Annotated in this window: 21 protein-coding genes; 12 read left to right on the plus strand and 9 right to left on the minus strand. The window is 60.3% G+C overall.

What is annotated here, in order from left to right; translation table 11 throughout:
- Positions 1 to 257: 257 nt before the first annotated feature.
- The 5 genes from F3H98_RS22695 to F3H98_RS22715 all read left to right on the plus strand — a co-directional run bounded on the left by F3H98_RS22695 (position 258) and on the right by F3H98_RS22715 (position 7,403).
- Complete coding sequence (locus tag F3H98_RS22695) at positions 258 to 1,808, plus strand: AbgT family transporter (protein ID WP_149762611.1); 1,551 nt, start codon at positions 258 to 260, stop codon at positions 1,806 to 1,808.
- 54 nt (positions 1,809 to 1,862) lie between these two features.
- Complete coding sequence (locus tag F3H98_RS22700) at positions 1,863 to 3,062, plus strand: M20/M25/M40 family metallo-hydrolase (protein WP_425294866.1); 1,200 nt, start codon at positions 1,863 to 1,865, stop codon at positions 3,060 to 3,062.
- A 116-nt stretch (positions 3,063 to 3,178) separates the two neighbouring features.
- On the plus strand, positions 3,179 to 5,014 hold the full coding sequence (locus F3H98_RS22705; protein ID WP_149762613.1) for an SLC13 family permease: 1,836 nt from the start codon (positions 3,179 to 3,181) through the stop codon (positions 5,012 to 5,014).
- Positions 5,015 to 5,124: 110 nt separating this feature from the next.
- A complete protein-coding gene (locus F3H98_RS22710) occupies positions 5,125 to 6,171 on the plus strand; it encodes an AI-2E family transporter (RefSeq protein WP_149762614.1) in 1,047 nt (348 codons plus the stop codon).
- Between the two features lie 158 nt (positions 6,172 to 6,329).
- A complete protein-coding gene (locus F3H98_RS22715) occupies positions 6,330 to 7,403 on the plus strand; it encodes a helix-turn-helix domain-containing protein (protein WP_149762615.1) in 1,074 nt (357 codons plus the stop codon).
- Positions 7,404 to 7,465: 62 nt separating this feature from the next.
- Here F3H98_RS22715 and F3H98_RS22720 read toward each other — a convergent pair whose 3' ends face one another.
- On the minus strand, positions 7,466 to 8,671 hold the full coding sequence (locus F3H98_RS22720; protein WP_149762616.1) for a M14 family metallopeptidase: 1,206 nt from the start codon (positions 8,669 to 8,671) through the stop codon (positions 7,466 to 7,468).
- Between the two features lie 482 nt (positions 8,672 to 9,153).
- On the opposite strand from F3H98_RS22720, the gene F3H98_RS22725 reads away from it, so the two are divergent.
- The 6 genes from F3H98_RS22725 (at position 9,154) to F3H98_RS22750 (ending at position 13,009) form a co-directional block, all read left to right on the plus strand.
- Complete coding sequence (locus F3H98_RS22725) at positions 9,154 to 9,570, plus strand: nuclear transport factor 2 family protein (protein WP_149762617.1); 417 nt, start codon at positions 9,154 to 9,156, stop codon at positions 9,568 to 9,570.
- A gap of 304 nt (positions 9,571 to 9,874) precedes the next feature.
- Positions 9,875 to 10,465: a L,D-transpeptidase gene (locus F3H98_RS22730; RefSeq protein WP_149762642.1), complete on the plus strand. Its 591-nt coding sequence runs from the start codon at positions 9,875 to 9,877 to the stop codon at positions 10,463 to 10,465.
- 262 nt (positions 10,466 to 10,727) lie between these two features.
- Positions 10,728 to 10,862 carry an ABC transporter gene (locus F3H98_RS31885; RefSeq protein WP_149762618.1) on the plus strand — a complete coding sequence of 45 codons (135 nt, stop codon included), beginning with the start codon at positions 10,728 to 10,730 and terminating at the stop codon, positions 10,860 to 10,862.
- 129 nt (positions 10,863 to 10,991) lie between these two features.
- Positions 10,992 to 11,594: a hypothetical protein gene (locus tag F3H98_RS22740; protein WP_149762619.1), complete on the plus strand. Its 603-nt coding sequence runs from the start codon at positions 10,992 to 10,994 to the stop codon at positions 11,592 to 11,594.
- Positions 11,595 to 11,673: 79 nt separating this feature from the next.
- Positions 11,674 to 12,261 (plus strand): protein-S-isoprenylcysteine O-methyltransferase, encoded by a 588-nt coding sequence (locus tag F3H98_RS22745; protein ID WP_149762643.1) that lies wholly within the window; start codon positions 11,674 to 11,676, stop codon positions 12,259 to 12,261.
- A gap of 10 nt (positions 12,262 to 12,271) precedes the next feature.
- Complete coding sequence (locus F3H98_RS22750) at positions 12,272 to 13,009, plus strand: 2-oxo acid dehydrogenase subunit E2 (RefSeq protein WP_149762620.1); 738 nt, start codon at positions 12,272 to 12,274, stop codon at positions 13,007 to 13,009.
- 204 nt (positions 13,010 to 13,213) lie between these two features.
- Here F3H98_RS22750 and F3H98_RS22755 read toward each other — a convergent pair whose 3' ends face one another.
- The 8 genes from F3H98_RS22755 to F3H98_RS22790 all read right to left on the minus strand — a co-directional run bounded on the left by F3H98_RS22755 (position 13,214) and on the right by F3H98_RS22790 (position 22,928).
- Positions 13,214 to 13,843: a hypothetical protein gene (locus tag F3H98_RS22755; RefSeq protein WP_149762621.1), complete on the minus strand. Its 630-nt coding sequence runs from the start codon at positions 13,841 to 13,843 to the stop codon at positions 13,214 to 13,216.
- A gap of 947 nt (positions 13,844 to 14,790) precedes the next feature.
- On the minus strand, positions 14,791 to 15,294 hold the full coding sequence (locus tag F3H98_RS22765; protein ID WP_149762623.1) for a hypothetical protein: 504 nt from the start codon (positions 15,292 to 15,294) through the stop codon (positions 14,791 to 14,793).
- Between the two features lie 207 nt (positions 15,295 to 15,501).
- Complete coding sequence (locus tag F3H98_RS22770) at positions 15,502 to 16,605, minus strand: siderophore-interacting protein (RefSeq protein ID WP_149762624.1); 1,104 nt, start codon at positions 16,603 to 16,605, stop codon at positions 15,502 to 15,504.
- A complete protein-coding gene (fhuB, locus tag F3H98_RS22775; RefSeq protein WP_149762625.1) occupies positions 16,598 to 18,577 on the minus strand; it encodes a Fe(3+)-hydroxamate ABC transporter permease FhuB in 1,980 nt (659 codons plus the stop codon). Before fhuB ends, F3H98_RS22770 begins: the two co-directional genes overlap by 8 nt.
- Positions 18,570 to 19,451: an iron-siderophore ABC transporter substrate-binding protein gene (locus F3H98_RS22780; protein WP_149762626.1), complete on the minus strand. Its 882-nt coding sequence runs from the start codon at positions 19,449 to 19,451 to the stop codon at positions 18,570 to 18,572. Before F3H98_RS22780 ends, fhuB begins: the two co-directional genes overlap by 8 nt.
- A gap of 4 nt (positions 19,452 to 19,455) precedes the next feature.
- Positions 19,456 to 19,626: an ATP-binding cassette domain-containing protein gene (locus F3H98_RS31225; protein ID WP_188130522.1), complete on the minus strand. Its 171-nt coding sequence runs from the start codon at positions 19,624 to 19,626 to the stop codon at positions 19,456 to 19,458.
- Positions 19,627 to 19,695: 69 nt separating this feature from the next.
- A complete protein-coding gene (locus tag F3H98_RS22785; RefSeq protein ID WP_149762627.1) occupies positions 19,696 to 21,873 on the minus strand; it encodes a TonB-dependent siderophore receptor in 2,178 nt (725 codons plus the stop codon).
- A gap of 158 nt (positions 21,874 to 22,031) precedes the next feature.
- The gene (locus F3H98_RS22790; protein WP_244621851.1) at positions 22,032 to 22,928 is read right to left on the minus strand and encodes a helix-turn-helix domain-containing protein; all 897 of its coding nucleotides are present in this window, start codon (positions 22,926 to 22,928) and stop codon (positions 22,032 to 22,034) included.
- A gap of 561 nt (positions 22,929 to 23,489) precedes the next feature.
- Between F3H98_RS22790 and F3H98_RS22795 the strand changes: the two genes are divergently transcribed.
- Positions 23,490 to 24,446 carry a sugar-binding protein gene (locus tag F3H98_RS22795; protein WP_149762629.1) on the plus strand — a complete coding sequence of 319 codons (957 nt, stop codon included), beginning with the start codon at positions 23,490 to 23,492 and terminating at the stop codon, positions 24,444 to 24,446.
- Positions 24,447 to 24,586 lie beyond the last annotated feature (140 nt).

Consider the following 24,586-nt stretch of genomic DNA (forward strand, 5'->3'; position numbering starts at 1 on the left):
GTGGTTCCTCGCCCCGGCGAAGCGGGGGAGAGGTGCCGAGCGAAGCGAGGCGGAGAGGGGGCCGGCGCTCATCATCACAAACCTCTCCATCGACGTAGCCCCGCTTACCCGGCGCCGATTTTCGGGACAGGCGGCCAAGGTTTTGGATTCTGCGCTCATGACTCGCCGTCACAGAGGGCTAAGCTCAAAGCATTGCCCAGCTGCGCGAGCTCGGAGCCGTAACCTGCCGCAGCTGGTCCAACTCGGAGAAGGCAGACATGTCTACCGCGAACGCGGCTCCAAAAACCGCAATGCAACGATTTCTCGATGGCGTCGAACGGGTGGGGAACATGGTTCCTCATCCGGTCGTGATCTTCCTGATCCTGATTGCAATCGTCATTGTTCTGTCGGCTATCCTCAGCATGTTCGGCGCCGCGGTGAGCTTCGAGCGGATCAACGCGGAAACGCATGAGATTGAAACAGCGACCACGGAAATCCGCAGCCTGCTGAACATCGACGGCATACGGTTCCTGTATGCGTCGCTCATTCCCAATTTCATGAGCTTCACCGCGGTCGGACTGATGATTGCGGCGATGATCGGCGCCGGCGTGGCGGAGGAATCGGGCCTGGTCACCGCGCTGATCAGAAAGCTTGTAATCGTGTCGCCGCCATGGGCGCTGACCTACATCCTTGCCTTTGTCGGCATCATCGCCAGCGTTGCCGCCGACGCGGGTTATCTGGTCCTGATCCCCCTTGCCGGTATCGCTTATCTCGCCGTCGGGCGTCACCCGCTTGCCGGCCTGGCCCTGGGCTTTGCGGCAGTGGCTGGCGCTTTCACAGTCAACATGCTGATCAAGCCGCTCGATGCAGTCCTCGTGGAATTCACCAACGATGCGGCACATCTGGTCGATCCCAACAGATCGATCGGCCTGGCCTCGAATGTCTGGTTCTCCATAGCGTCGGTGCTGTTTCTGACGATCGTCATCGCGTTCATCTCCGATCGCATGATCGAACCGCGGCTCGGAGCATACAAGCCGGAGCAATCAGGGGACGGCGCAGTTTCCGATCAGAGCGCCGAACTGTCGGAAAAAGAATCCCGCGGATTGCGTTTTGCATTGTTCGCTCTGATCGGGCTGATCGCCGTCTTCTGCCTGCTGACCTTGCCCGCATGGGCGCCGCTGCGGAATCCCGAGACCGGCGAACTCATCGGCAACTCACCCTTCATGAACGGCCTTATCGCGCTGATCATGCTGATATTCCTGGTGACCGGCTGGTCGTACGGCATCGGCGCAGGTACGATGCGGACCTTGACCGAAGTCATTGGGGCAATTGAAAAGTCGATCAAGAATCTCGGCGGGACGATCTTCCTGTTCTTTGTCCTGAGCCAGTTCGTCGCTTACTTCACCTATACCAACATGGGCACGGTCATGGCCTTGAGCCTGTCCGGCGCGCTGCAGGCAGCGAACATCGGGGCTCTGCCTCTCCTGCTTGGCTTTATCGTCGTGGTCGCGATCATTGATCTCCTGTTGACTGGCGCAATCGCGAAATGGGCGATCTTTGCTCCCGTCTTCGTGCCGCTTTTGATGAAACTCGGCGTCGAGCCGGAAGCGGTCCTTGCCGCGTACCGCGTCGGCGATTCACCGATGAATGCGATCACCCCGCTCAACGCCTATTTTGCGTTGGTGGTTGGTTTTGCCCAGAAGTACGACAAGTCCGCAGGCGTTGGCACAATCGTGTCGCTGATGCTCCCCTACGTCGCCTGGATGTTTGTCCTTTGGACGGCGCTCTTCGCCGTCTGGAAAGCAATGGGATTGCCCTGGGGGCTATAGCGGCAGGGTCGCAGGGAAACGCGAAAAGCGCCACTCAAGCACGGGATGTATCAGATGACCGATCTTGTTCCCCTCGACATCGCCGGCGCCGAAGAACACCTGATGCGGTTCCTCTCGGTCGAAGGCGTGACCGGATACGAGGCCAATATCGCGGCGGCCGTCAGCGATGCGCTGAAGGCTGCCGGCGTGCCGGCTTCGGCAATCCGCTTCGATGACGCCAATACGCGCATTCCGCTGCCGACGGAAACTGGCAATCTCATCGTGGACCTTCCGGGAACGCGTAGCGGACCAAGGCTGCTGTTTTCCACCCACCTGGACACGGTGCCGCTGTGCGCCGGGGCGAAGCCTCGAAGGGAGGGCGATCGCATCGTCTCCGACGGCACGACAGCGCTTGGGGGCGACGCCCGTACCGGGGTTGCCCTTCTGGTAGTGGTTGCCGAAACGCTCATCAAGCACAAGCTGCCGCATCCGCCGATCACGCTGCTTTTCACGGTGCGGGAGGAGAGCGGGCTTCATGGAGCGCGCGAGCTGAACCCAGCCGAACTCGGCGGACCGGTCATGTGCGTCAATGTCGACGGGCAACTCGCTTCGGAGCTAATCATCGGCGCTGTCGGGCAGGAGAACTGGGAAGTCGAGATCAAGGGCCGCGCGTCCCACGCCGGCGTGGCGCCGGAGAAGGGGATATCGGCCACGATGGTTGGCGCCATCGCCTTGACAGAGGCGCGGCAGGCGGGCTGGTTCGGCAAGGTCGTCAAGCCAGACGGCCGGGGAACCAGCAATGTCGGGATATTCGGCGGCAAGGGCGACAAAGCCGCTGGCGATGCGACCAACGTCGTCACCGACTACGTCTTCATCAAGGGCGAGGCGCGCAGTCCGGAATCGGCCTTCGCGGCGAAAATCGCCAACGGCTACAAGCAGGCGTTCGCGAAAGCGCAAGGCGAGGTGAGGGACCATGAGGGAGGCACGGCCGAGCTGACGTTCAGCCACAAGGCGGCTTACCCGCCATTCGAGCTCAGCAAGAACAGTCCTGTCGTGAAGCGCGCAGCCAAGGCGCTCACGATGCTCGGCATCGAGCCCGTCTATCTGTTCTCCAACGGCGGTCTCGACGCCAACTGGCTCGACAAGCACGGCGTTCCCACCATCACCATCGGTGCAGGCCAGGCCGAGATCCATACCATCAAGGAATACGTGAACCTTGCCGAGTACGAGAAGGGCTGCCGCCTCGGCGTACTTATGGCGACAATGGAAGAGTAGCAGTCGCACCGCGGCCCTGGGGACGGAGCCGGTTGCGTTGAACCCGTATGTTGCGGCGGAAGCGCTGAAGATTGGATTTCGGTGGCCTGAGGAAGGGCCGGTGAGGAAACAAGCGATTGAGCCCCATAACCTACACTGCCACCATCATCGCGGTCGTCGTCGTCCTGTTCGTCTGGAACAGGCTGCCTGTTGTCGTTGTCGCGATGGCGACGGCGACGGCGCTTTGGGCAACCGGCGTCCTGACGATCGATCAGGCCCTCGGCGGCTTTGGCGATCCCGCGGTGATCTTTATCGCTTCCCTCTTCATTGTCAGTGCCGGGCTCGACGTGACAGGCGTCACTGCCTGGGCCGGGCAGCTTCTGATCCGTGGCGCGGGCGAGGAGAGCCGCACCCGCCTGCTGCTGCTGACGATGAGCATGGTCGCGCTTCTCACGGCGCTGATCAGCGTCAATGGCGCCGTTGCCGCGCTCCTGCCGGTGGTGGTCGTCATCGCCGTCCGCTTGAAGCGGAATTCGGCGCAGTTGCTTCTGCCGCTGGTTTTTTCGGCACATGCCGGCTCCAAGCTGGCGCTGACCGGCTCGCCCGTGAACGTCCTGGTCTCGGACGCGGGCAGCGACGCTGGCGTGGGCGGCTTCGGCTTCTTCGAATTCGCGCTTGTCGGCTTGCCGCTGCTGGCGGGAACGATGGCGATCATCATACTGTTCGGAAAACGGCTGCTGCCTGAACGCAATGGCGCGACCATGCCCGCCGACTTCAGCCGCCATGCGAAGACCCTCGTCGAGCAATATGGCCTTGCCAGCGGCGTCTACCAGATGCGGGTGCGCGCAAGTTCGCCCTTCATCGGCAAGCCGGCGTCTTCGATAGAGTTGGCCGCGTATCCCGAACTGCAACTCGTCGCCGTTCACGAGGGGGAAACCGCCAGCCCGCTGCGCAGAGCTGTCATCGCAGAGGGTGATCACCTGTTGCTGCGGGGCGACGCCGAGTCGGCCGCCGCATTCGCTGTCGATAGCCATCTCGCCTTCAGCGAGTCGGCCGCTCCCGGGCAGGGGGAAGGAACGCTTTTCAATCGCAGTTCAGGTCTGGCGGAGGTGGTGATCCCGCCGCGCTCCGGCCTTATCGGCCAAAACGTCTTCCCGGGCATGGTAACCGAGAGCGGCGACCTCATCGTCCTTGCAGTACAGCGTGCGGGTTCCGAGGTTGCCGCCACCAACGCGACACGGGATGCCGGAGGCATCGTGCTGCAGGCCGGCGACACCATGCTCTTGCAGGGAACGTGGAAAGCGCTCGACCTCCGGCTCAAGGATCCGGATGTCCTGGTCGTCAATTCGCCCGAACTGGTGCGCCGCCAGGCGGTGCCGATGGGACCGGGCGCCCGTCAGGCCGTTGCCATTCTGGTCGCGATGGTCCTGCTTCTCGCCACCGGCATCACCCCGCCGGCGATAGCCGGCCTGCTCGCCGCCGGCGCCGTCGTCCTGTCAGGGATCATGAGCGTCGAGCAATCCTACCGCGCCATCGATTGGACGACGGTGGTCCTTGTCGGGGCGATGATGCCGCTGTCCACCGCCATGGTCGAGACGGGCGCCGCGAAACTGATGGCGGAATATCTGGTGTCGCTCGTCGGCGACGCCGGCCCTATTGCCCTGCTCGCCGGCCTGTTCGTGCTGACTGCCATCATGGGGCAACTCATCAGCAATACCGCGACCGCTCTCATCGTCATACCGATCGGCGTGGCGGCTGCCGCAACCATGGGTGTCTCGCCCCGTCCTGTGCTTATGAGCACCGCCGTGGCGGCGGCAGCGGCATTTCTGACACCGATCGCAACCCCCACAAATCTCATGGTCATGGGACCCGGCGGGTATGCTTTCGGCGACTATTGGAAACTCGGGCTACCGTTGCTGCTCTGGTTCTTTGTCGTGGCTGTGTTCATAGTGCCGATGATCTGGCGGTTCTGAGCTGCCACGATACGCTTCTGTCGAATTGGCGGGTAACGCCCGGACAGTAGTTCGGCTTTTGTAAATGAGATTTATCGGCCAGAGGCAACATTGCAACGGCGACCATACCAATGAATGCCCGCATGGTTCCGGTGCTGCTCGGCATCATCTCCACAATTCTGCTGCTGGCCGGGTTCTATTTCGCGGACGAGATATTTGCGCCCGTTGCCTGCGCTCTCTTCATCATCGCGATTGCCTGGCCGCTCCAGGAGCGACTTCAGGCACGGCTGCCGCAGCTTCTTGCGCTCGCCATTGTGGTGACGCTGATCATGCTGGTCTTCATCGTTTTCGCGTCGGTCGTGGCCTGGGGTTTCGGTCGGGTGGGCCGCTCGCTCATTGCGGAGACGCCCCGGCTTCAGGGGCTCTACGAACAGGCGACCGCCTGGCTTGAGACGCATGGGATCGCCGTCGCCGGCCTGTGGGCCGAGCACTTCAACATGCGCTGGGTGGTGGGGGCGGTCCAGGGCCTGTCGGTCAGGCTGAATACGATGATCTCGTTCTGGATCGTGGTTTTGATCTACGTGCTGCTCGGCCTGCTCGAGGTCGGCCCGGTAGCGCGCAGAATTCCCGGCATCGTCAGCAGCGAGGCTGCCCGCGTCCTGATCATGGGCAGCAACCGCACCGCCGCCAAGCTGCGCCGGTATCTTATGATCCGGACGATCATGAGCATTGCAACGGGCGCTATGGTCTACGTGTTCGCGCTGGCGCTCGGCCTGCAGCTTGCCGCGGAGTGGGGCGTCATCGCCTTCACCTTGAATTTCATCCCCTTCATCGGCCCGTTCATCGCAACGCTGCTGCCGACCTTCTATGCACTGGCGCAGTTCGAATCCCTTTATTCCGCGCTGTTCGTCTTTGCCTGCCTCAATCTCATCCAGTTCGTGATCGGTAGCTACGTGGAGCCGCGCATGGCGGGCAAGGCGCTCGCGCTGTCGCCCTTCCTCGCGCTGTTTTCGGTTTTCCTCTGGATGTTCCTGTGGGGCCTTTTCGGCGCATTCATCGGAGTTCCAATCACAATCGCGGCAGTTACCTTCTGTGCGCAATCGCCTTCGGCCGAATGGCTTTCGCACTTGCTGGGCGCGCCGGACGACGGCGAAGCGAAGGACCCGTCAGCAGTGTAAGTGGACGCCGGGGACGCTCTGGCTGGCACAGCATGCGCCAAGCCATCAGCCAGCGTATGGAAATTCCTCACAGGCTGTGTCAATTTTAGCTACGATGCTTATGCGCTGGGGGGTGCTGGGATCCAAACTGAAAGTCATAATTGTTTGGAACCACCCCAATGTACCAGGAATCCGCGCTCCAATCCTTCGAAGAACACAAAAGGGAGAACGCGCAATTTACGCACTCCCTGAATTTTTCAAACTTTAACCTTCCTCCGAGCGATCAATTTCCGGCTTTCCGTTCCGCCTATCAAGGCGTGATTGATGTGTCGATTGGGTTGGATGGCCCTCGATCGTTTCCAGCCCGTCAAACGGTTTGGAACCTGGAAAGGCTGGCGTTCATGCGAACCAGGCTTCCCGGTGAAAAACATGCCCATCGCCGGAAGCACCTGAAGAGGTGCGTGCTTGATCATTGGTACGTCGATCTGCCGTTTCGGTCTCCAAAGTCCGGCAATTGGAATGGAACCGAAATCGCTGTCGCCGAGCTGCATTGCCTGGCCACGTCGTTCGATCGAGAAATCGATCACGACGGGATACTCACACTCTTCATCCCGCATGATCTGTTTGCCTCGAAGGCCGGGCTGCATCGAATGCTGGACGTGAAGTTCGAGGGGGGACTTGGCAAGCTTCTGGCAGACTATCTGTTTCTCCTCGACCGATCGCTGGAGGATCTGAAGTCGCCGGAGATACCCTACATTGTCGAGGCGACACGCAGCCTTGTCGCCGTATGTCTCGCCCCGTCCCAGGATCGCTTGATAGAGGCCCAGACCCCGATCGACGCGACATTACTGGGCCGGGCGCGTCGGGTGATCGACGGCCGACTTATGGATCGCAATCTGACTTCGGAGATGCTGTGCACTGCGCTGGGCGTGTCCCGCTCCCGCCTCTACAGGATCTTCGAACCTCTTGGCGGCGTTGCCTCCTACATTCGAAAGCAACGGCTGCTGCGCACACGCGACGCGCTCTCCGACATAGCAGATACGCGGTCCATATCCCGCATTGCCGAGCAGTGGGGTTTCGTAGATCCGTCCGCCTACAGTCGAACGTTCAAACATGAATTCGGCATTTCACCGAAGGAAGCGCGGGATATTGGTTGGGCGAGCGACGGCTTCGTCGTAGCGCAGCAAGGCCAGGTTCGACACGAAGGGGAGCAAACGCTGTATCAACTGCTGCGCACCATTGATGGCGCCTGATACGGGTCGTACCGGCGCGTTGCGTCGATCTGGCGACGTTGGCTTGCCGAGACCGATTAAAGTCACTCCTGATAAGTCTCAACGCCCTCCGGCCCCGGTTTTTTGAAAAGGATGAATACCAAGGGGTTGCCGGGCTCGGACATGGCGTCGCTGCGCAGGCCCGTTATCTCTCCGTCCACGCCGCTTGTGTATTCCGCAACCACTTCACCAAAGCTGTTGCGCTGGATGGCGACCTTCTGTCCGGCCTGGACCTTGTCGTTGAGCTTGACCAAATGCTCGACGATACCGCCCGCGGTGGCGATGATCGGGAAAGCACTGTTGCCGACAAAGACCGTCACGTCCTTGCCCGTGCGACCCATCGGCCCGGCAACGATGCCGTAATGCTTGAGGACGTTCATCGTGCCTTCCACGAACAGCGGGATCATCTCGAGGTCCAGCACGCGCGCGGCGCCGATCTCCGGCGTGAAAGAGGGGATGCCCGCGTCCATGAACGCATTATGCAGGACACCGGGATAGACATGGTTGTCGAAGATCTGGCCGACGGGATAGAGCTCCAGCATCGCCTTGACCTCGGGCACGTCCATGCCGCCGATATTGAATGCGGTGACTTCGAATCCCGTCGTGCCGGTGTGAAAGTCGATGGCGAAGTCGGCGTTCGGCCGCAGCAGCCGGTTGAAAAGGAGCCCGGCGTGGCGGCTGGGCGCGGTGACGCCGTTCTCGTTGCCGGGCCATTCCCGGTTCATGTCGATCAGATCGATGCCTCTGCCCTGATTGGGCCATCGGCGCTGCATGCTTTCGAGGGCCGGGCGCGCCACGTCGGTGACCGCCACCACCGTTCCCGACATCTGCGTCGGATCGAGCTGGTTCATCACGGTCTGGACCGTGTGAATGTTACTCATTTCGTCGCCATGCACACCGCTGGTCAGGACGCCTCGCTTGCCCGGCTTTGCTCCCTTGGCAACCGTCACGGACACGTACCAGTGTTGTCCGGTCGGCATCTGCACGCCCTGAAAATACAGGAGGTGCTTCTGCCCGGGTTCCAGGTCGTTGACGTCGAGCGCGCTGACGACTTTTTTCCCCTGGATCACCTCGCCGGTGTAGACCGTTCCCGATGACGCATCGCTTGCCGGGGCGGCAGGGGAAGCCGCTGGATCCTGAGCGTTTGCGGAACCGGCAGTGGCTGCAAATGTGGCCGCCGCACCGACCGTGGCGATGGACGCAATAATCAGATCGCGACGATCGAGGCCGTTTTTACGTTTGTCCGACATGGTGATCGTGTCCTTTCGCAAGCAAGGGCCGAAGACCGGTGAACTTTTGCACCCGAATTAGCGGCCTACTTTGGAACGCTATCCTTATAGCGGACGATAACGTCCCTGAACTCTCTTGCCATTGGCTCAAAATTCCAAAGCTGTGCTGCCCGTCCTATTCAGAGGATATTCTCCGACGAACGCGGACCGGCAAACGTCAGCTTTTTAGCTGCAGTATCGCGTCGGATGGGCCAACGGCACTAATGAGCTGTGGACGAGTCATGCGGACCTCATCCGCGCTTATCGCGAAGCGGTGGCGAAGCACAGCGCCGATGATCAGGCAAACATCCTCTGGAACACCACTCAGCGCGTCTACCGACCGATCTGATGGTCCTGTGCGCTCACCCTTAACCGTAACCCACGGCAAGGGTTCAACCCTGCCGATGTCCGGAACTTTTCTCATCTTCCCCGAGTTCTTCTAGTTCAATTCGAGGAGACGAACGATGGCTCATACCGACGAACAGAAGATCATCGACCTGGAGAAAAAATTCTGGCGGACGATGGTGGATAAGGACATCGAAGGGTCAGTGGCGATGCTGGCTGGAGAGTCTATTGTCGCGGGCGCGCAAGGGACGGCACGGCTCACGCATGACGACTATCGTGGCATGGCCAAGCAGGGTGATAGCCTCTGGCAGCTGAAATCCTTCCAACTCGACGATCTTAAGGTGATGTTTCCTTCCGATGACGTGGCCGTCATCGCCTACACGGTGACAGAAGAGATGGAGGTTGAAGGCAAGCCGCTGACGTTGAAGGCCGCCGACGCCACCACCTGGATCCGTCAGGACGGCGAGTGGCTTGCTGCCCTGCATACGGAATCGGTGCTGGGCGATCCCTTTGGCCGCGATCGCAAGGCGGCGTAAAAAACACAGTCGCCACCCACCTGTGCTTCCATTCGGCGTTGCCGCGAACGCGGCAGCGCCGAATCGCGGTTATGGGGGGAATCCCGGGCTGACAAGCTGCGCTCACGCTGAGTTTCAGGCAATCCACGAATAGTCGAGTCGCAAGACTGCCGTTGAATCGAAGATCCCGTCGGTACGTGGCAACTATGCAACAGTAAATGCTGTTCTTTTTGGCCTGCCCACTCCCGGCAACATCCCTAACTTGGCCCGGAAGCTCTTCAAGTGTTATGCAGGACCATGTCGGCAGTTTTTTGATCGGACTGATATGAGCTGTGAGATATCGCGCCGCTTTCTTGTATTGGGTAGCCTGACGGTCCTGGCGGCCGGATGCACATCGGTGCAACAAGCGGTCGAGCCCCTGACGGCCTCCTTCGGCGCCCCGAAGGGCCTAAATCCCGCTTTTCGACGCAGGCATGTGCGCTACGACGGCAGCGAACCTCCAGGGTCGATCGTTGTAGACACAAACGAACGGTTTCTTTACGCCGTGGAAGAAGGCGGGTGGGCCACTCGCTATGGTGTCGGGGTGGGTGAAGAGGGCCTCTCATTGAAAGGCAGGGCCAAGATCGGACGCAAGGCCGAATGGCCATCCTGGACGCCTACCGCCAACATGATGCGGCGCAAACCACGGCTGCTTCAATATGCCGGCGGGGTGCCAGGCGGCAAAAACAATCCCCTTGGCGCGCGCGCTCTCTATCTTTACCAGGGCGGTCGCGACACGATGTTCCGCTTGCATGGCACAAACGAGCCCTGGACAATCGGAACTGCCGTCTCCAGCGGATGTGTTCGGTTGACGAACGAGGACATTATCGATCTCTACGAGCGTACGCCGGAAGGTACGCCAGTATTGGTGATCTAGCCCTCGCGGCGCTTCAGAACTGCGCTCAGCACGCTATCTTCAAATCAGAGATGAAGGCAACCGTGCTGGAGACAGGTAGCTGCCTCAGTATTCCGGTTAACCATACTCGATCGATTTTCCGGCCCTGGAAGAAGCTGACACAAACTGTGTCTTTTGTGCACTAGACGTTGTCCCCGCTTACCCTATCTTATTCAAACCACGAATCTTCTGTGGTGGCAGTGCCTTAGATAATCTGTTCCACATCCGGGGAAAGGATTGCCTTATGAGCAAATTGATAATCGCATTGGTAGCAGCTCTAGCTGTCAGTAGCCTAAGTGGCTGCGGCACGATTGGTAAAGGCAAGGGTAAAGCCCCGCCCCCGGTCGAAGATACCGGAGCTGCTCCCGTCTATAAGTGACGATACGCTGGTTTCCTGAGTAGGAAGGGCCGGACGGCCCTTCCTGAAAACGCGACATAGCTGATTGGTTGCGGGCTGCCGCTGGCTCCGGTCGGGATTCTGTCGGGTTGGAAAAGGGAAGGCGGAACGATGTTAGTTCGCAGCCGGCTATTTTGCCTGGCCTTGGTGTTTGTTGTCTCGGCCTGTCAGACCGAGGACAAGCGGCCCCAACCGCGTTTCGTTTCGGATGCATCCGAAACGGGAAATGCGGTTACATCTGCATATGCTCCCAAAACCGCATCACATGCCAACGCAAGCGGCTATTTCATCGAATTCCGCTCGCGGTATGCGCTTAGCTACGGCCATACCTATGTTATCTTCGGCCGCGCCCAGAACGGGAAGATGATCAATCCCGAGGTGGCGGGTCTGCACCCTTCCTCCGACAGCGAGGTCCCCTACGTAATGGGCCATTTCATTCCGGTCCCTGCTGAAACCGGATGGAGTGATGGTGACCTCGAAGAGGGTTACAGGTCCGCGAGCTGGAGGGTGATGCTGAGCCAATCCCAATACAACTCCGTGGTTTCCAACATACGCAAGCTCCAGGCCAGTTCGCCCGTTTGGCATGCAGCACTCTATAATTGTAATGCCTTCGTCGCGGACATCGCGCGTTCCATGGGGTACAAAACCCCGTCGATCCAACTGAGACCGCAGCAGTTCGTGACCGAATTGAGACAGATGAATACGCGTTCCTAAATGGAGCCAAACCGGCTTTTCTCCGGACGAAAAATACTGCAGACCGTTCAAGTCTCAAGCAGCGTGGCGGTTGGACGTGATAAGTATCGATTCGGTTGGCGAGTTCGTCTGGGTCCTGGGGCTCATTGCCTGGTACGTCATCCGATACCCTTTTGAGCGGCGTGCAAAGCGCGTGCGGGTTGTCGGCACTCAACGCTCGCCATCAGACAATGTCGGTCTGGCGGCCGCGGTCTTTGGGATGGCCATCCTCCCAGCCTTTTGCATTGTCACGAATTTTCCCCGCGCCGCCGATTATCCCAGCAACATCTGGTCGGTCGGGGTGGGAACGATATCCTACGTGGCAGCGCTCTGGGTCTTTCGCCGCGCTCACAAGGAGCTTGGACGCAACTGGTCGATCAGCCTCGAAATTCGCGAGCGACATGAACTCATCCGCTCCGGTCCTTACGCGCTCGTTCGCCATCCCATGTACACTTCGTTTCTGTTGATGGCGCTGGGGCAGTTTTTCCTGCTTTCCAATTGGGTCGCGGGAATTGCGGGCCTGATCGGGTTTTCGATCCTCTTTTTTGGACGTGTCGACAAGGAAGAGCGTATGATGCTTGATAATTTCGGCCCGCAATATCGGGCTTACATGGAAACTACCAAGCGAATTATTCCTTATCTGTATTAGGGTTGCGAGGATGCGCGGTCGAGCCATCAAGCTTTCGGCGTCTCGGCGTTTGGTTGGAGACCTGATGCACTTTTCACTGGGCGTGCCGCGCGTCACTGTCCAGCGTCGCATCGATGTGAGTGGTCTCGTCAGAGCGAGGACGGCAAACGGGAAAAAGCGCTCCTGGACCGCGATCTTCCTCAAGGCATATGCATTGCTGGCAAGGGAAACGCCGGAACTTCGGCGTACCTACGTAAAATTGCCCTGGCCGCATCTCTACGAATATCCCGTGAGCGTCGCATCGGTTGCCCATGAGCGGGACCTTGATGGCGAAAAGGCAGTGCTTCTGACCCGCATCAAATGCCCGGAGCGCGATGCAATTCATGAACTCGAGGAATTCCTCCATCGAGCAAGAACGCTTCCGGTCCATGAGGTCAAAGACTTCAGGCAGTCCCTGAAATTTGCCCGCGCGCCGGCTGTTGTCAGGCGTTTGCTCATGTGGCTGGGTCTGAACATCGCGCGCCAGAAGGCCAACTATTTCGGCACGTTCCAACTGTCTGTCTATTCCGGACTAGGGGCGGAATCGCTCAATCCGCTGACACCGCTCACCACTCTGCTCAACTACGGTCCGATCGAGGACGGTTTCGTGACCGTGCGCATCCACTATGATCACCGGGTAATGGACGGCGCCACCGTGGCCCGAGCGCTGGGGAAGTTCGACGAAATACTGAATGGCGTCATAGCGCAAGAATTGACCGATTCCGGCTGAAACGCGTCCGGTCGGTGAATAGCCGGAGCACCTCGGTCAACGAGGTCGCAGGGATGGCGTGCGCTGACTTCAGAGCGGTTCCGGTTCTTTCAGAACCGATAACTCGCTCAAAGTGCTTGTTTTGCCGCATTTATGCGGACGCCAAATGATTCCATTTGGCTGCAAAATGCTTTGGGATCGTCAAGCGGGCCGGATCCCGGTTCGTCAAACCCTGCTTTCCGAACGAGATACCGGTTCTTGATCCGGAATCAACGCCTGCCAACCTTTTCGCTCATCCAGGATTGCATAGACGACCAGCTGGTCCGTGCTGTTTTTCAGGTAAAAAATGGAGAAGCCATCGGCATTTCTGAAATGCCACCCAACTCCAAACGGCTTGGTTCGGCTTGAATAGCTCAAACCTTGAGCTGTCTCGAAGAGAGTTTCTATAACTTTTCGCCCATCCACCCGCTGTGGGACATTGACGGCCGTCCGCGCAAGATCGCGCACGGCGCTTTCAGCAAACAGAACCTGCGGTGCTTGCGCAACAACATGAGGCTGCACAACAATCTGCAAACCGTTCAGGCTGGATATCCGCTTGCTCGCTTCGTCGGAGGTGAAAGCGTTGCCAGTCGACGCCTCGTCAATCCTGCGCTGGAGTTCCGCAGCAACGTCGGGCGGTATCGCTGCAAGCTCGTCATTCTCCCCGTTCGACTGGCTTACTCCGGTCAGCGCGGGAATTCCCAGACCCTGTTGGACGAAATCGAGCATGGACTTTCGTCTGTGCGGCATCTTCACGCTCCAGTCGGCAACTGGCATCACAATAACATCATAAGCCTTGTTTTCGTCAGCATCCAAGCGAATGAGCCCTCATTCCTCGATTTGGCTTGTTGACGGCGCTAGCCAGGCCAGCGTGCGTGGCTCGGGCTGCGCGAAGGGCTATTACGTCAGTATCCATCATCGCTGCGCGCGAAATATGACGAACTGATCGAATTACTCAGACTCACGGGACGATCCACGATGCATGTGGACCGCAGACGCACGAACGGTGGGCACTGAACGAGCGTTGTTGATCCCGTTTTCACCGTCGCCAGCAACAAACTGTGAGACGGATTGTTGGAACCCAATGGCGATCAGCCCATTGGCTGATAGGGACGAAAACCGTCCGATCAGGAGTTAGAAAAATGAACCGGCTTCTATATAGCCTCATGGCCACCGCTCTGGCGTCATCATTCGTGATAGCGCCTGCGCTGCCGCTGAATGCAGCCCCGGTCTTCGTTCCGAAGTCCGTTGAAGCAAGCGGCAACGTCGACATGGTCAAGCACCGGAAGTGGCATCGCGGGCACCGTCATTGGCGAGCAGAGCGCCGCCACTGGCGAAACGAGCGTAACTGGAGAAGGCACGGTTGGCAGGAGCGACGATACTATGACGATTCCTACTACTATCGGCGCCATGACATTCGACCCCATCGTTACTGGAGGCGAGAGCGCCCGGGTGTCACGCTCGAGTTTTCCTTCTAAAACAAGGCACCTACGCCGGTGCCCGAGCGCGTCTAAACCAGACATGCCGGCAGCGGTTTTTTGCTGATCCAGCGCAAAAATGGCTCGACCCGAACGGGGCATGACCGGGCCGAGCCGAGTTGGCACTTACGCGATGCGCATTAGCAGTCTCGCACATGTTCGTCTTTTAAAAATGACATGCCCGCGATTACGCAATGTCGCAGCAGGTCGCCTTCGGTCCTTACATGACCGCATTGGTGCTGGTGTCGTGTAGACAAATCGTGCGCGACCCGACGGGGCTAAACCTTAGTTCCCCAACGGAGGGTAAACGCCAATTTCTGGACGCGTCCAAAACATCGCTGTCTTGCCGCCGATTGCCGCATCAAGTGTTGCTTTCTCACCAGAAGCAACGCTGGCTACATACAGAACAATCCCAAGGTAAAATAGCGCATGGCTTGGCATGCAGACATTGGTTAGCCTCGGCTTTATTCCCAAGTATTTTGCGCTCCAAAAGAATGGACGTACATTGTATATGGATTTTGCTCGTCCCTCTTCTTTCAATTGGTAATCGAGATGTTTTTCGTCCCATTGCTCACGAATCAGCGGGATCAAGGCCAGCGTCAAAATTCCAAACGCTATGGATAGCGCCAGGCAGGCAGCGCTTGCGAACTTCAGGCTGTATATGCCCGGCAAACTGTTACCAACCACCCAGCCCAGAGCGGCTACAGCGGTAATCAGCAGTTTGTCGTTCCAGTCCTTGAAAAGCTTCAATGCCTCGGAGTGGTTGTCGGTGGGAGAATCGGGTGGCATCTCGGATGACCTCCACGGTTGGGCCCCAAAGATAATCCTCGCGCCGTTCCCGGGTCGGCAGCAAGAACAAATTGCGCTGACCGGGGCGCGCCTCGAGCAACAACGACCAGCGTGCAATTTGTGAAGTCGTCAACTCACCGTTGTCATTAAGCGCCTGCCCCCCACCAAGCAATAGCTGACATCGCTCCGTGCTTTTTGAGGTTTGGCTCAATCCCCATTCTCTTTTCGGGCGTCGTCGCCGCTGGAACCGCGGCGCCAATAGGCGACAACGAGATGTTCGTCTCGGGACAGATCGCGTTCACGCCTGAGATAGGTTCGGATCGCACGAAAGCTCCGGTACTCGCAACCTGCCCAGGCGAAGATGCGAACTTGGCTGTCCGGCCAGTCGATGGCGCGCACGGCGTTTTCCAGCAAGCGGGACGTCCCTGGCTCCGCTGCGCCACGATGCAGCCATTTGACGTCGAGCGTTGCGCTGGAGAGCAGCGGCTGCTCGTCGCGCGCGTCCGCGACCTCGACGCGCACCGTCGCCTGCTTTCCTGCTGGCAGTTCCTCAAGAATACGGGCGATGGCGGGCAGCGCCGTCTCGTCCCCGGCCAGCAGATACCAGTCCGCATCGCCGATCGAGCCGCCGCCAGGCCCCGTCATCCCGACACAATCGCCCGGCCGAGCGCGGTCGGCGAAGCAGGCGCCCGGCATGTCGGAGCCGCCATGCATCACGAAATCGATATCGACCTCGCCCCGTTCGACGTCGATGCGGCGGATCGTGTAGATCCGCACGTCCGGCCGGGCATCGTCGCTTGGCCAGCTGGGCCGGCCGTCCTCGCCAGTGACAGGCCAGACGGGCTTTGCGTCGGGGTCCCGCGGGATGAGCAGGCGCACATGCAGCCCGCCGCTGGCGAAACGACCGAGATCGTCTCCCGACAGAGTCAGTCTGCGCATATGCGGACCGATATCGGCAACCCTGGCGACACGCATCTCGCGGAAGTAAGGCAGTGCGGACCCGGCGGCGCCGTCGCCCCGCCAGATGATGCGCGGGTGTTCGGCGGCAGCCAAACGAAGGATGTGTTCGGCAATCGCCAGCTTGACGTAGGCGAGGGATGTGTCGTCCTTGCCCTCGGCGAAGACCTTCAGACAGCGTTCGCATGCCTCCAGGTCGGTAACGCCGAAGCCGGTGTCGATCCGCGCGCATCTGCCTTCGACCTGCGCGCTGCCATGTTCCGCGAAATGCGCGCACAGGCGCTTCATGACATCCTCGGGCGAGACCAGCGCGATCTCCGTTGAGGCTCTCAGAAAACGCGGCATCTCAGCCATGACGCTTAACTCCTTTGCCGAGCAGGTAGACCAGGTATGGTCCGCTGATCAAAGACGCGAAAAGGCCAACCGGCAGCTGATAGGGGAAGGCCACCATGCGGGCCAGCCAATCGGAAAGCACCATCACCAACGCGCCGATCAGGGTTGAGCCGATAAGGTGATGACGCGCGTGGGTGAGGCCGCACAGTCGTGCCACATGGGGCGCGATGAGACCGATGAAGCTCAACGGGCCAATGAACATGGTGGCGCAAGCCGTAATGATGGCTGTCAGCAATACGAGGACGAGCCGCGCGGCGCGCAATGGCATGCCAAGGCTGCGTGCGGCGGTCGAACCGAGCGGAAGTATGTCGAGCCAGCGCGAAAGAAAGAGCAAGGGCAGGCATGAGGCGCAGAGCAGGACAAGCGCTGTCCAAACCTGCAGCATGGTCGCGTCGCTGGTGGAGCCGCTGAGCCAGCGCAAGAGGACGTAGGATTGAGCGTTGCCGAGCGAAATTACCGCTGTCAGCATCGCGCTGCACAGCGCACTCATCGCGACACCGGCCAGCAGAAGCCGCTCCGGGCCGAAATTGCCGCGTGCCCCGGTCGCCAATATGGCGACCAGCGCCAAGGAGGCGCCGATTGCCGAGCCAAAAAGCTGCCAGCCCAGCCCGGCCGTAATGTCAAAAATGATAACCGCCGTCAGGCCGGCGCCGGCGCCGCCACCGACGCCAAGGACTTCCGGACTTGCCAGCGGATTTCCGGTCATGCGCTGGATAACAACTCCGGCAGCGCCCAGCATGGCGCCCGCCACCGCCGCTACCCCCACCCGTGGCGCCCGCAATCCCCACAGATCAGCCAGCAGCGACCCAGTCGCGACGGACCAGCCATCCGGTCCCCGTCCGACGATCAGCGCGCAGGCCGCTGCCGCCAACACACCAACCGCTGACAGTATCAGCACAAATGGAGGTGCCTTGGCGCGTTGTATTGTGGCGGCTGACGTGCTCAGCGAGGGCCATTCGAACATTCTGAGGCGTGGCAACAGCCATAGAAGCAGCGGTCCGCCCAGCAGCGCGGTGGCGGCTCCCGTCGGCACGCGTTGCCCGCCCTGTCCGGCGGCCAGTTGGACGAGGCCGTCAGTAAGCCACAGCAGGATCGCGCCGATGATCGGCGCCCAGACAAGCCGCTGTTGCAGGGTGCGTGCGCCCGAAAGAGTCGCCAGCGCCGGCGCCGCCAGGCCGACGAAACCGATGACGCCGACTTCGGCAGTGACGGTGGTCGCTATCCACACGGCTAGCGCTACCACCAGCAGGCGAGTGACGTTCGGCGCAACGCCAAGGTTTCGCGCCGAAGAATCGTCGAGCCCGAGGATCGACAACGGCCGTAGCATCAGCATGGCGGCGCCGAGGCCGAGGCACAACGGCAGCGTGATCGCGGTCGCGGGTCCCCAGCTTTGCTGCAGAAGCGAACCGCCGCCCCAGATGAACAACGAGAAGAGATACTCGCCATTGGCGAGGATGAGGGCGGCGCTTGCGGCATTGCATGTCAGTGCAAGCATCATGCCGGCAAGCACCACGGACACCGGCTCCAGGCCCCTTCGCCACGTCAACGCCAGCACGATCGTCACGACGAGCACGCCGCCGGCAAAGGCGACCGCGCCTTGCGACCATGCCATCGTCGATGGCGCGTAGATCGTAGCTGCTGCCATAGCGAGTTGCGCACCGGCCGAAATGCCGAGGGTGGAGGGCTCGGCCAACGGATTGCGAAGCACGCGCTGCAGCAACAACCCGGCCAGGCCGAGAGCCGCCCCACCGAGGATTGCGACCGCGGCGCGTGGCAGGATCGTATAGTCGAGAATGATCTGCTGGAGATCGGCGTCGATGCCGGTGGCTGTCGAGTCCGGCCAGGCGTCTGCCACCTGCCAGGCAAAGAGTGCCAGCGCCGCGGCGGCCATCAGGCCCCACAGCATCGAGGGGATCGTGTGTCGCTCAGCCATGGCCGCCCCATGCGGCTGCGGCTTCCAAGATGAGGCGCGCGAAGCGCTGGGCGGAGGGAAGGCCGCCGAAATGATTGATTGGCGCGAGGACAGCGACCCGGCCATTCCTGACTGCAGGCAAGGCGTTCCAAAGCGCGTTTTCCGCCAACGTGCGCGCCACGTTCGGAGGGGTGGGCGAGACAATGACGATGGCAGCGCCCGGCTTGCGGGCAAGCGCTTCCAACCCTACGGGAGCAGCGGCGCTGTAGCTTGTCGGATCGGTCCATGCGTTGGTGAGGCCAAGACGGGTCAGCACGTCGCCGATCATGGAGTCGGCGCCGAAGGCCCGAAAATGCCGGTGATCCCCAAGACTGATCACGAATACCGGCCGCGCGGCCAGAGGCTGCAGCTTGTTGCGGCAGTGCGCGAGGAACGTCGCCGTATCCGCGACAAGCGCTTCAGCCGGACCACGCCGGCCGAGCGTCGCGCCGAGCGTGATCGCCGCTTGTTCGGCGAGCGGGTAGGGCGGCTTGCCGGCTTCGTACACGGGCAGCGACAGGACAGGCGCGACCCGTTCGAGTGCGGCGCGCTGATATTCGTAGAAGTTGGAGATAAGGATGAGATCGGGAGCGACCAGACGCAGCAGCTCGTAATTGGGCGTGCCCCGCAGACCGAGGTCAGCGATCCCCGCGGGGAGCTCCGGCTCGACCACGACCTGCCTGAACTGGATCAGTTCGGTCCCGGCCGCAGGCTGTGCGCCAATTGCGATCGATGTCTCCAGCATGCCCCAGTCGATCACCGCGAGGCGAGGCGTCGCCGCGCGCAGCCGGCCCGGCATCATCCCGGCAATGAGCGTCGAAGCCAGCAGGCTGCGTCTGGTGATGCCCTTGGTCATTGGTTCAGATGAGGTATGTAACAGGCTCGCCGGTTAGCGGATGTGCGATCGTGCCCATGGCAACGCCGTAGACCCGGGCGAGCAGGTCGGGTTGAACGATTTCGGCGGGCACACCCCTGGCCGAGATGCGCCCCTCAGTCAACACGATGATCCGGTCGCGGCAGCCGGCCGCCATGTTGATATCGTGCTCGGCAACGCCTGCAATGAGGCAAGCCCTGGCGCCACGACCGAGATCTGCGTTCCGTTACCATGTGGCGTACGCCCTGAGCTTGAACGAGCGGCCTTCGCCATAGCTGCAGGTCAGCGCAGTCTGGCAGCTGGACACGTAGGTCTTGTCGAAGAGATTGGTCACGTTCAGGTCGACGCCCCAGTTTTCGCGTTCGTAGCCGAGCTTCAGGTCGACAAGCGTCGCGGCCGGAACCTTCAGCGTGTTCTGGTTGTCCGCCCAGGAGGAACCGACGTAGCGGACGCCGCCTCCCAGCGAAACGCCGTCATACCATGCGTCGGTATTCTTGAAAGTGTAATCGGCGGAGGCGGACGCCATGACCTCCGGAACGATGAACGGCGTCTTGCCGATAACGGTCGGGTCGGTATCCCTGGTGATCTTGAGATCGTAACCGGTGAAGGCGCCAGTCACCCTGAAGTTCTCGGTGACGTTGACCTTGGCTTCCAACTCGACGCCGCGGGAGCGCATCTCGCCTGTCTGCACCTGGGCAAATATGTTTGCCGGATCGGCGACGGGTACGTTCTCGCGTGTCAGATCGAACAGTGAGACGGTGAATATGCCGTCGACGAAGGTCGGCGTGTATTTGACGCCGACTTCGTACTGGACGCCCGTCTCGGGTACGAAGAGATCGCCGGTGCTGTCGGTGCCGATAACCGGATTGAAGAATGTCGCCACGCTCGCATAGGGTGTCACACCGTTTGCGAACTCGTAGGCAACGCCGGCGCGTCCCGACAATTCACCGGCATCATTCTCGTTGGTGTTGTTCTGTGTCGGTGCATAAAAGGTCGGCCGGTCATGCGATTTGGTCCAGACGTGGTCGTAGCGCCCGTTTAGCGTGACTAGCCAGCCTTCGTTGAAGCGTAGCTGGTCCTGGAAATAGGCGCCGAGCTGGTTCTGTGTCAGATCCTGGTTGAGGTAGCTGACCCGAGGAGTCAGGGGCGAGCCGTAGACCGGATGGAAGGCATCGATGGGCGGTGTCGTCCCGAACAGGGCCGAGCTCTGAACCTGGTCGATGTTGTAATATTTGGACTCGATGCCGGCGAGCAGCGTGTGCTCGACCGGTCCCGTGTTGAACTTTCCTTCGATCTGCTGGTCGGACAGGAATGTCCTCACGTCCGAGTCATGGCCGAAATTGATGCGGTTGAGTTCCGTCGCGCTCGCCCAACCGTTGGGGTAGACGCTGACCTCGCTGATGTCGGCGGCGCCGAAGCGCGCATTTGACCTCACGGTCCAGTCATTGTCGAAAGTGTGTTCGAATTCATACCCAAGAGACCCCTGCTGCCGGTTGTAGACGTCGACACTGGGTTCGGTGAAGTTGGCGTCGCGGCGGATGCGCCCGTAGTTGACGCCGCCGAATACGCGATCGACCACGGTGCCTTCGTAAGGGAGGAAGCTGCCGCCATTGTGCTTCTCATCAATGCCCGTGTAGTTGGCGAGCAGCGTCAACTTCGTCTGTTCGTCGGGCTGCCAGGTGATGCTGGGCGACAGGAAGCCGCGGATTCCGTCCTGGAAGTCGCTGTAGGTGTCGCCGCCGGCGATGCGCCCGTTGAACCGATAGCTGACGGTTTCATTGGCGGTGTCTCCGACATCGAAGCCCAGATAGACATTGCCGGCATCGTTGACGCCAGTCTCGACATAGCGAAGCCGCTCGCCAGTCGGGCGCTTGCTGACGTAGTTGATCATGCCGCCGGGATTGCTGCCGCCATAGAGAACCGAGGCCGGCCCCTTTAGCACCTCGATGCGCTCCAGCCCGAACGTGTCGACGTAAAAGCCGCCGAAGGCATAGCTGAGCAGTTGCAGCCCGTCCATGTAGGTGCCGGTGGCGGTCGCCTGAAAGCCTCGGATGAATATCCAGTTGGTGTCGCTGTCGGCGCCGAAGGGCTGGGCAAAGACACCGGCGGTGTAGCGCAGCGCCTCGTCGGCCTTCTGCGCACCCTGGTCGTCGATCTCCTCGCGGCCGATTACCGATACAGATTGCGGGATATCCTTGATGTCGACCGCTGTCTTTGAGCCGGTGAGCGTTTTCTTTGCGACGACGCCATTCACGGCGCCGACGCCGTCGTCCTGACCCCCGGGTGTCTGGCCTTCGACGACGATCTCCTCCAGCACGGTCGAGCCATTCTCCTGGGCAAAGGCAGGAGAAAGACACGTGATGGCGGCCACGCCATAAGCCAGAAAATTTTGAAACCGATGCATCGATCGCCCCCTGAAAGCACGCCCCGAACGCCACAACATGCCATCGGGAATAAGTAGACCAGATAACTCCACTTAATGCCGAAGGCTTGGACGTTCCTGTCGAACTTGCCGGTTTTTGGCGCATCCGACGATCGGATGGTGGTTCTGATGCAGAAATGTCACTGCTTTGACCGGGATGTCGCCCGCATCCAGGTGGATGGCGTCACACCCACCGTCGCCTTGAACACCCGCGAGAGGTGTGCCTGGTCCGAGAAACCTGCCGCCGCAGCAACTTCGGTCAGCACTGCGCCGGGGGAGGAGAGCATGCGCTGCACATGTCTTATCCGTGCCTGCGTGTGCCATCGGTGAGGTGGAACTCCCGTCGCTGCCTTGAACGCATGACTGAAATAGCTCTCGGAGAGGCCAACCAGAGCGGCAAGGTCGGACAGTCGGATGGTTTCGAGGCAATGCTCCTCGATGAACCCGGTAACAAGGCGCACTTGATGTCGTGAAAGAGCAGGCCTTCGGCGTCCCGTTTCGGTTCTGATATCGAACAGGAGGGCGAGCAACGCGTTGATCAGGCCTTCTCCGTAGAGATCGTGCAACGGGTCGGCATTGTCACACTCCGCCGCGATCGCTACCGCGAGACCAGCGATACGCGGCTCACGAAAACTCAGCCTTGGCTCCAAAAGATGCTGGCGGTCGATCGCTCGCCCAAAGCGCTGCAGAAGCGCGGTTTCGGAAAAGTGCAGGTCGAGGTGCTTCATCCGCGTCAGGCCCTGGACTCTGCCGCGGATCGGCATCCCGGCGGGTACGAAGCTCATGGAGAGCGGCACATCATGCCGCTCTACCTTGCGTGCGTCCGGTTGGTCAACGATGAACGAACCATTGGCGCCAAGTTCCAGCGCCACGAACAGGCGCGGATCGGGAGACACATAGTCTCCGCTTGCATCATGCGCACAATCGACGTCCCAGACATCGGCAACGACACCCTTCCACAGCCGCCATTTCAACCCGCCGACCACTGAGAAGCCATGCGTTACACTGCGCATTTTCGGGCTGAAGTTCATTCCCATGCCCGGAATATCGTGACTTTCGGCACCAGTAATCCTTTGCCTAAGTGTTGATCAGGTAATTATGATTATAACACTCAAGTTATAGGCCGCAACAGCGCGAGGATTCGACCCGCGCTACGGGTGATCTCATCGATGTTCCGGCCTGGTGAAAATCCCTGAGGCAGGGATGAAAGCACCGCATCGGCCACAGCGCAAAGGGAGTAATGAATAAGTCGTAGTAAATTGCAATTTATCGGGATTTATGCCTAGATCGCGAAGAAGAAAAGCTTTTCCCAAGATAAGACTGGCGCTCCCGATTAAGCTTGATCACGCGCAAGTTGCACGCTTGGAAAGCTCCTTCCAAGGAAAGCCGGCTCGCGACAGGGAGGATCATGGGCTTGGCCGCGCTTGCTCGGATGGCGCAGGTTCGCCAGCGGCCGGGGACGATTTCAACGGTTTTAGCGCGGGCGCCGGGATGGGCGTTGGCATGAAGCACTTTGCGCGGTGACGGCGTAGGCATTGCCGCAAAGCGACAGGCACAAGTCATAAACAACAGTCGGACATAAAAAGGAGGAGACGTACATGAACTACAAACTACTGTTCGCAGCGGCCGCAGCCTCTGTTCTTCTGCTTGGCGGTTCCACCCTCGCGCAGGAAAAGAAACAGCTTGCCTTCGTCGTCAACGCTTCGTCGGATTTCTGGAAGCTTGCCGAGGCTGGCGTCAACAAGGCACAGGCCGAATTGGGCGATGGCTACGAACTTCAATTCCGTTATCCGGCCCAAGGCACAGCGGCACTCCAGAACGCACTGATGGACGACCTGGTGGCCGCCGGCACTGACGCGATCATGATCTCGTCGGCCGATCCGAAGAATTCGATCGACGCATTCAACAAGGTGGCGGCGCAGGTTCCGCTTTTCACAACCGACTCCGACGCGCCGCAGTCCAAGCGCATCGCCTATCTCGGCTCATCCAACACAGCGGCCGGCGTCCAGGCGGGCGAAGAGATGGTCAAGGCGATGGCCGGCAAGGAAGGCAAGTGCATGGGCTTCGTCGGCTTCCTCGGCGCCGACAACGCCGTCGAGCGCATTACCGGCTTCAAGCAGGCGATCGAAGGCAAGGGCATCGAACTCGTCGACGTGCGCGGCGACGACGTCGATTTCACAAAGGCCCGCACCAATGTCGATGACGTGCTGGTGGCCAACCCCGAGATCAATTGCATGGTCGGGTTCTATTCCTACAACTCGCCCAAGATTTACGAGGCTTTGCAAGCAGCCAACAAGCTGGGCCAGATCACCGTGGTCGCCTTCGACGAAGATCCGGTGACACTGGGAGCAGTCAAGGAAGGCAACTTCGTATCGACCGTCGTTCAGCAGCCGTTCGAGTGGGGCTACCAGGGCATGAAGCTGATGGCAGCCTACCTCGGTGGTGACAAGTCCATGGTGCCGGCAGACGGTCTCATCATCGTGCCGACCGCCGTCATCAACAAGGAGAATGTCGACGCGTTCTCGGCCGATCTGAAGGCCAAGATCGGCGGCTGATCCAACCAGCGTGAACCTGAGGCGCGGCTTCCTTTCCGCGCCTTGGGGTCGACTCAAAACTTGGCAGGGGGCTTCAGATGTCGGATTTTTCGCTTTCGGTGCTTCCGTGCGCCTATGGGCACTGGTCTTCGGTTCAGAAA

Origin of the sequence: Neomesorhizobium albiziae (genome assembly GCF_900114255.1) — a bacterium.
Lineage (GTDB): Bacteria > Pseudomonadota > Alphaproteobacteria > Rhizobiales > Rhizobiaceae > Neomesorhizobium > Neomesorhizobium albiziae.

What these genes read in the sequence shown, in the direction of transcription:
- fhuB (WP_149762625.1), bottom strand. Translation starts at nt 18,577, where the DNA reads ATGGCTGAGCGACACACGATCCCCTCGATGCTGTGGGGCCTGATGGCC.
- F3H98_RS22715 (WP_149762615.1), top strand. Translation starts at nt 6,330, where the DNA reads ATGTACCAGGAATCCGCGCTCCAATCCTTCGAAGAACACAAAAGGGAG.
- F3H98_RS22785 (WP_149762627.1), bottom strand. Translation starts at nt 21,873, where the DNA reads ATGCATCGGTTTCAAAATTTTCTGGCTTATGGCGTGGCCGCCATCACG.
- F3H98_RS22765 (WP_149762623.1), bottom strand. Translation starts at nt 15,294, where the DNA reads ATGCCACCCGATTCTCCCACCGACAACCACTCCGAGGCATTGAAGCTT.
- F3H98_RS22790 (WP_244621851.1), bottom strand. Translation starts at nt 22,928, where the DNA reads ATGGGAATGAACTTCAGCCCGAAAATGCGCAGTGTAACGCATGGCTTC.
- F3H98_RS22730 (WP_149762642.1), top strand. Translation starts at nt 9,875, where the DNA reads ATGAGCTGTGAGATATCGCGCCGCTTTCTTGTATTGGGTAGCCTGACG.
- F3H98_RS31885 (WP_149762618.1), top strand. Translation starts at nt 10,728, where the DNA reads ATGAGCAAATTGATAATCGCATTGGTAGCAGCTCTAGCTGTCAGTAGC.
- F3H98_RS22740 (WP_149762619.1), top strand. Translation starts at nt 10,992, where the DNA reads ATGTTAGTTCGCAGCCGGCTATTTTGCCTGGCCTTGGTGTTTGTTGTC.
- F3H98_RS22780 (WP_149762626.1), bottom strand. Translation starts at nt 19,451, where the DNA reads ATGACCAAGGGCATCACCAGACGCAGCCTGCTGGCTTCGACGCTCATT.
- F3H98_RS22700 (WP_425294866.1), top strand. Translation starts at nt 1,863, where the DNA reads ATGACCGATCTTGTTCCCCTCGACATCGCCGGCGCCGAAGAACACCTG.
- F3H98_RS22695 (WP_149762611.1), top strand. Translation starts at nt 258, where the DNA reads ATGTCTACCGCGAACGCGGCTCCAAAAACCGCAATGCAACGATTTCTC.
- F3H98_RS22750 (WP_149762620.1), top strand. Translation starts at nt 12,272, where the DNA reads ATGCGCGGTCGAGCCATCAAGCTTTCGGCGTCTCGGCGTTTGGTTGGA.
- F3H98_RS22710 (WP_149762614.1), top strand. Translation starts at nt 5,125, where the DNA reads ATGAATGCCCGCATGGTTCCGGTGCTGCTCGGCATCATCTCCACAATT.
- F3H98_RS22725 (WP_149762617.1), top strand. Translation starts at nt 9,154, where the DNA reads ATGGCTCATACCGACGAACAGAAGATCATCGACCTGGAGAAAAAATTC.
- F3H98_RS22720 (WP_149762616.1), bottom strand. Translation starts at nt 8,671, where the DNA reads ATGTCGGACAAACGTAAAAACGGCCTCGATCGTCGCGATCTGATTATT.
- F3H98_RS31225 (WP_188130522.1), bottom strand. Translation starts at nt 19,626, where the DNA reads ATGGCGGCCGGCTGCCGCGACCGGATCATCGTGTTGACTGAGGGGCGC.
- F3H98_RS22770 (WP_149762624.1), bottom strand. Translation starts at nt 16,605, where the DNA reads ATGGCTGAGATGCCGCGTTTTCTGAGAGCCTCAACGGAGATCGCGCTG.
- F3H98_RS22795 (WP_149762629.1), top strand. Translation starts at nt 23,490, where the DNA reads ATGAACTACAAACTACTGTTCGCAGCGGCCGCAGCCTCTGTTCTTCTG.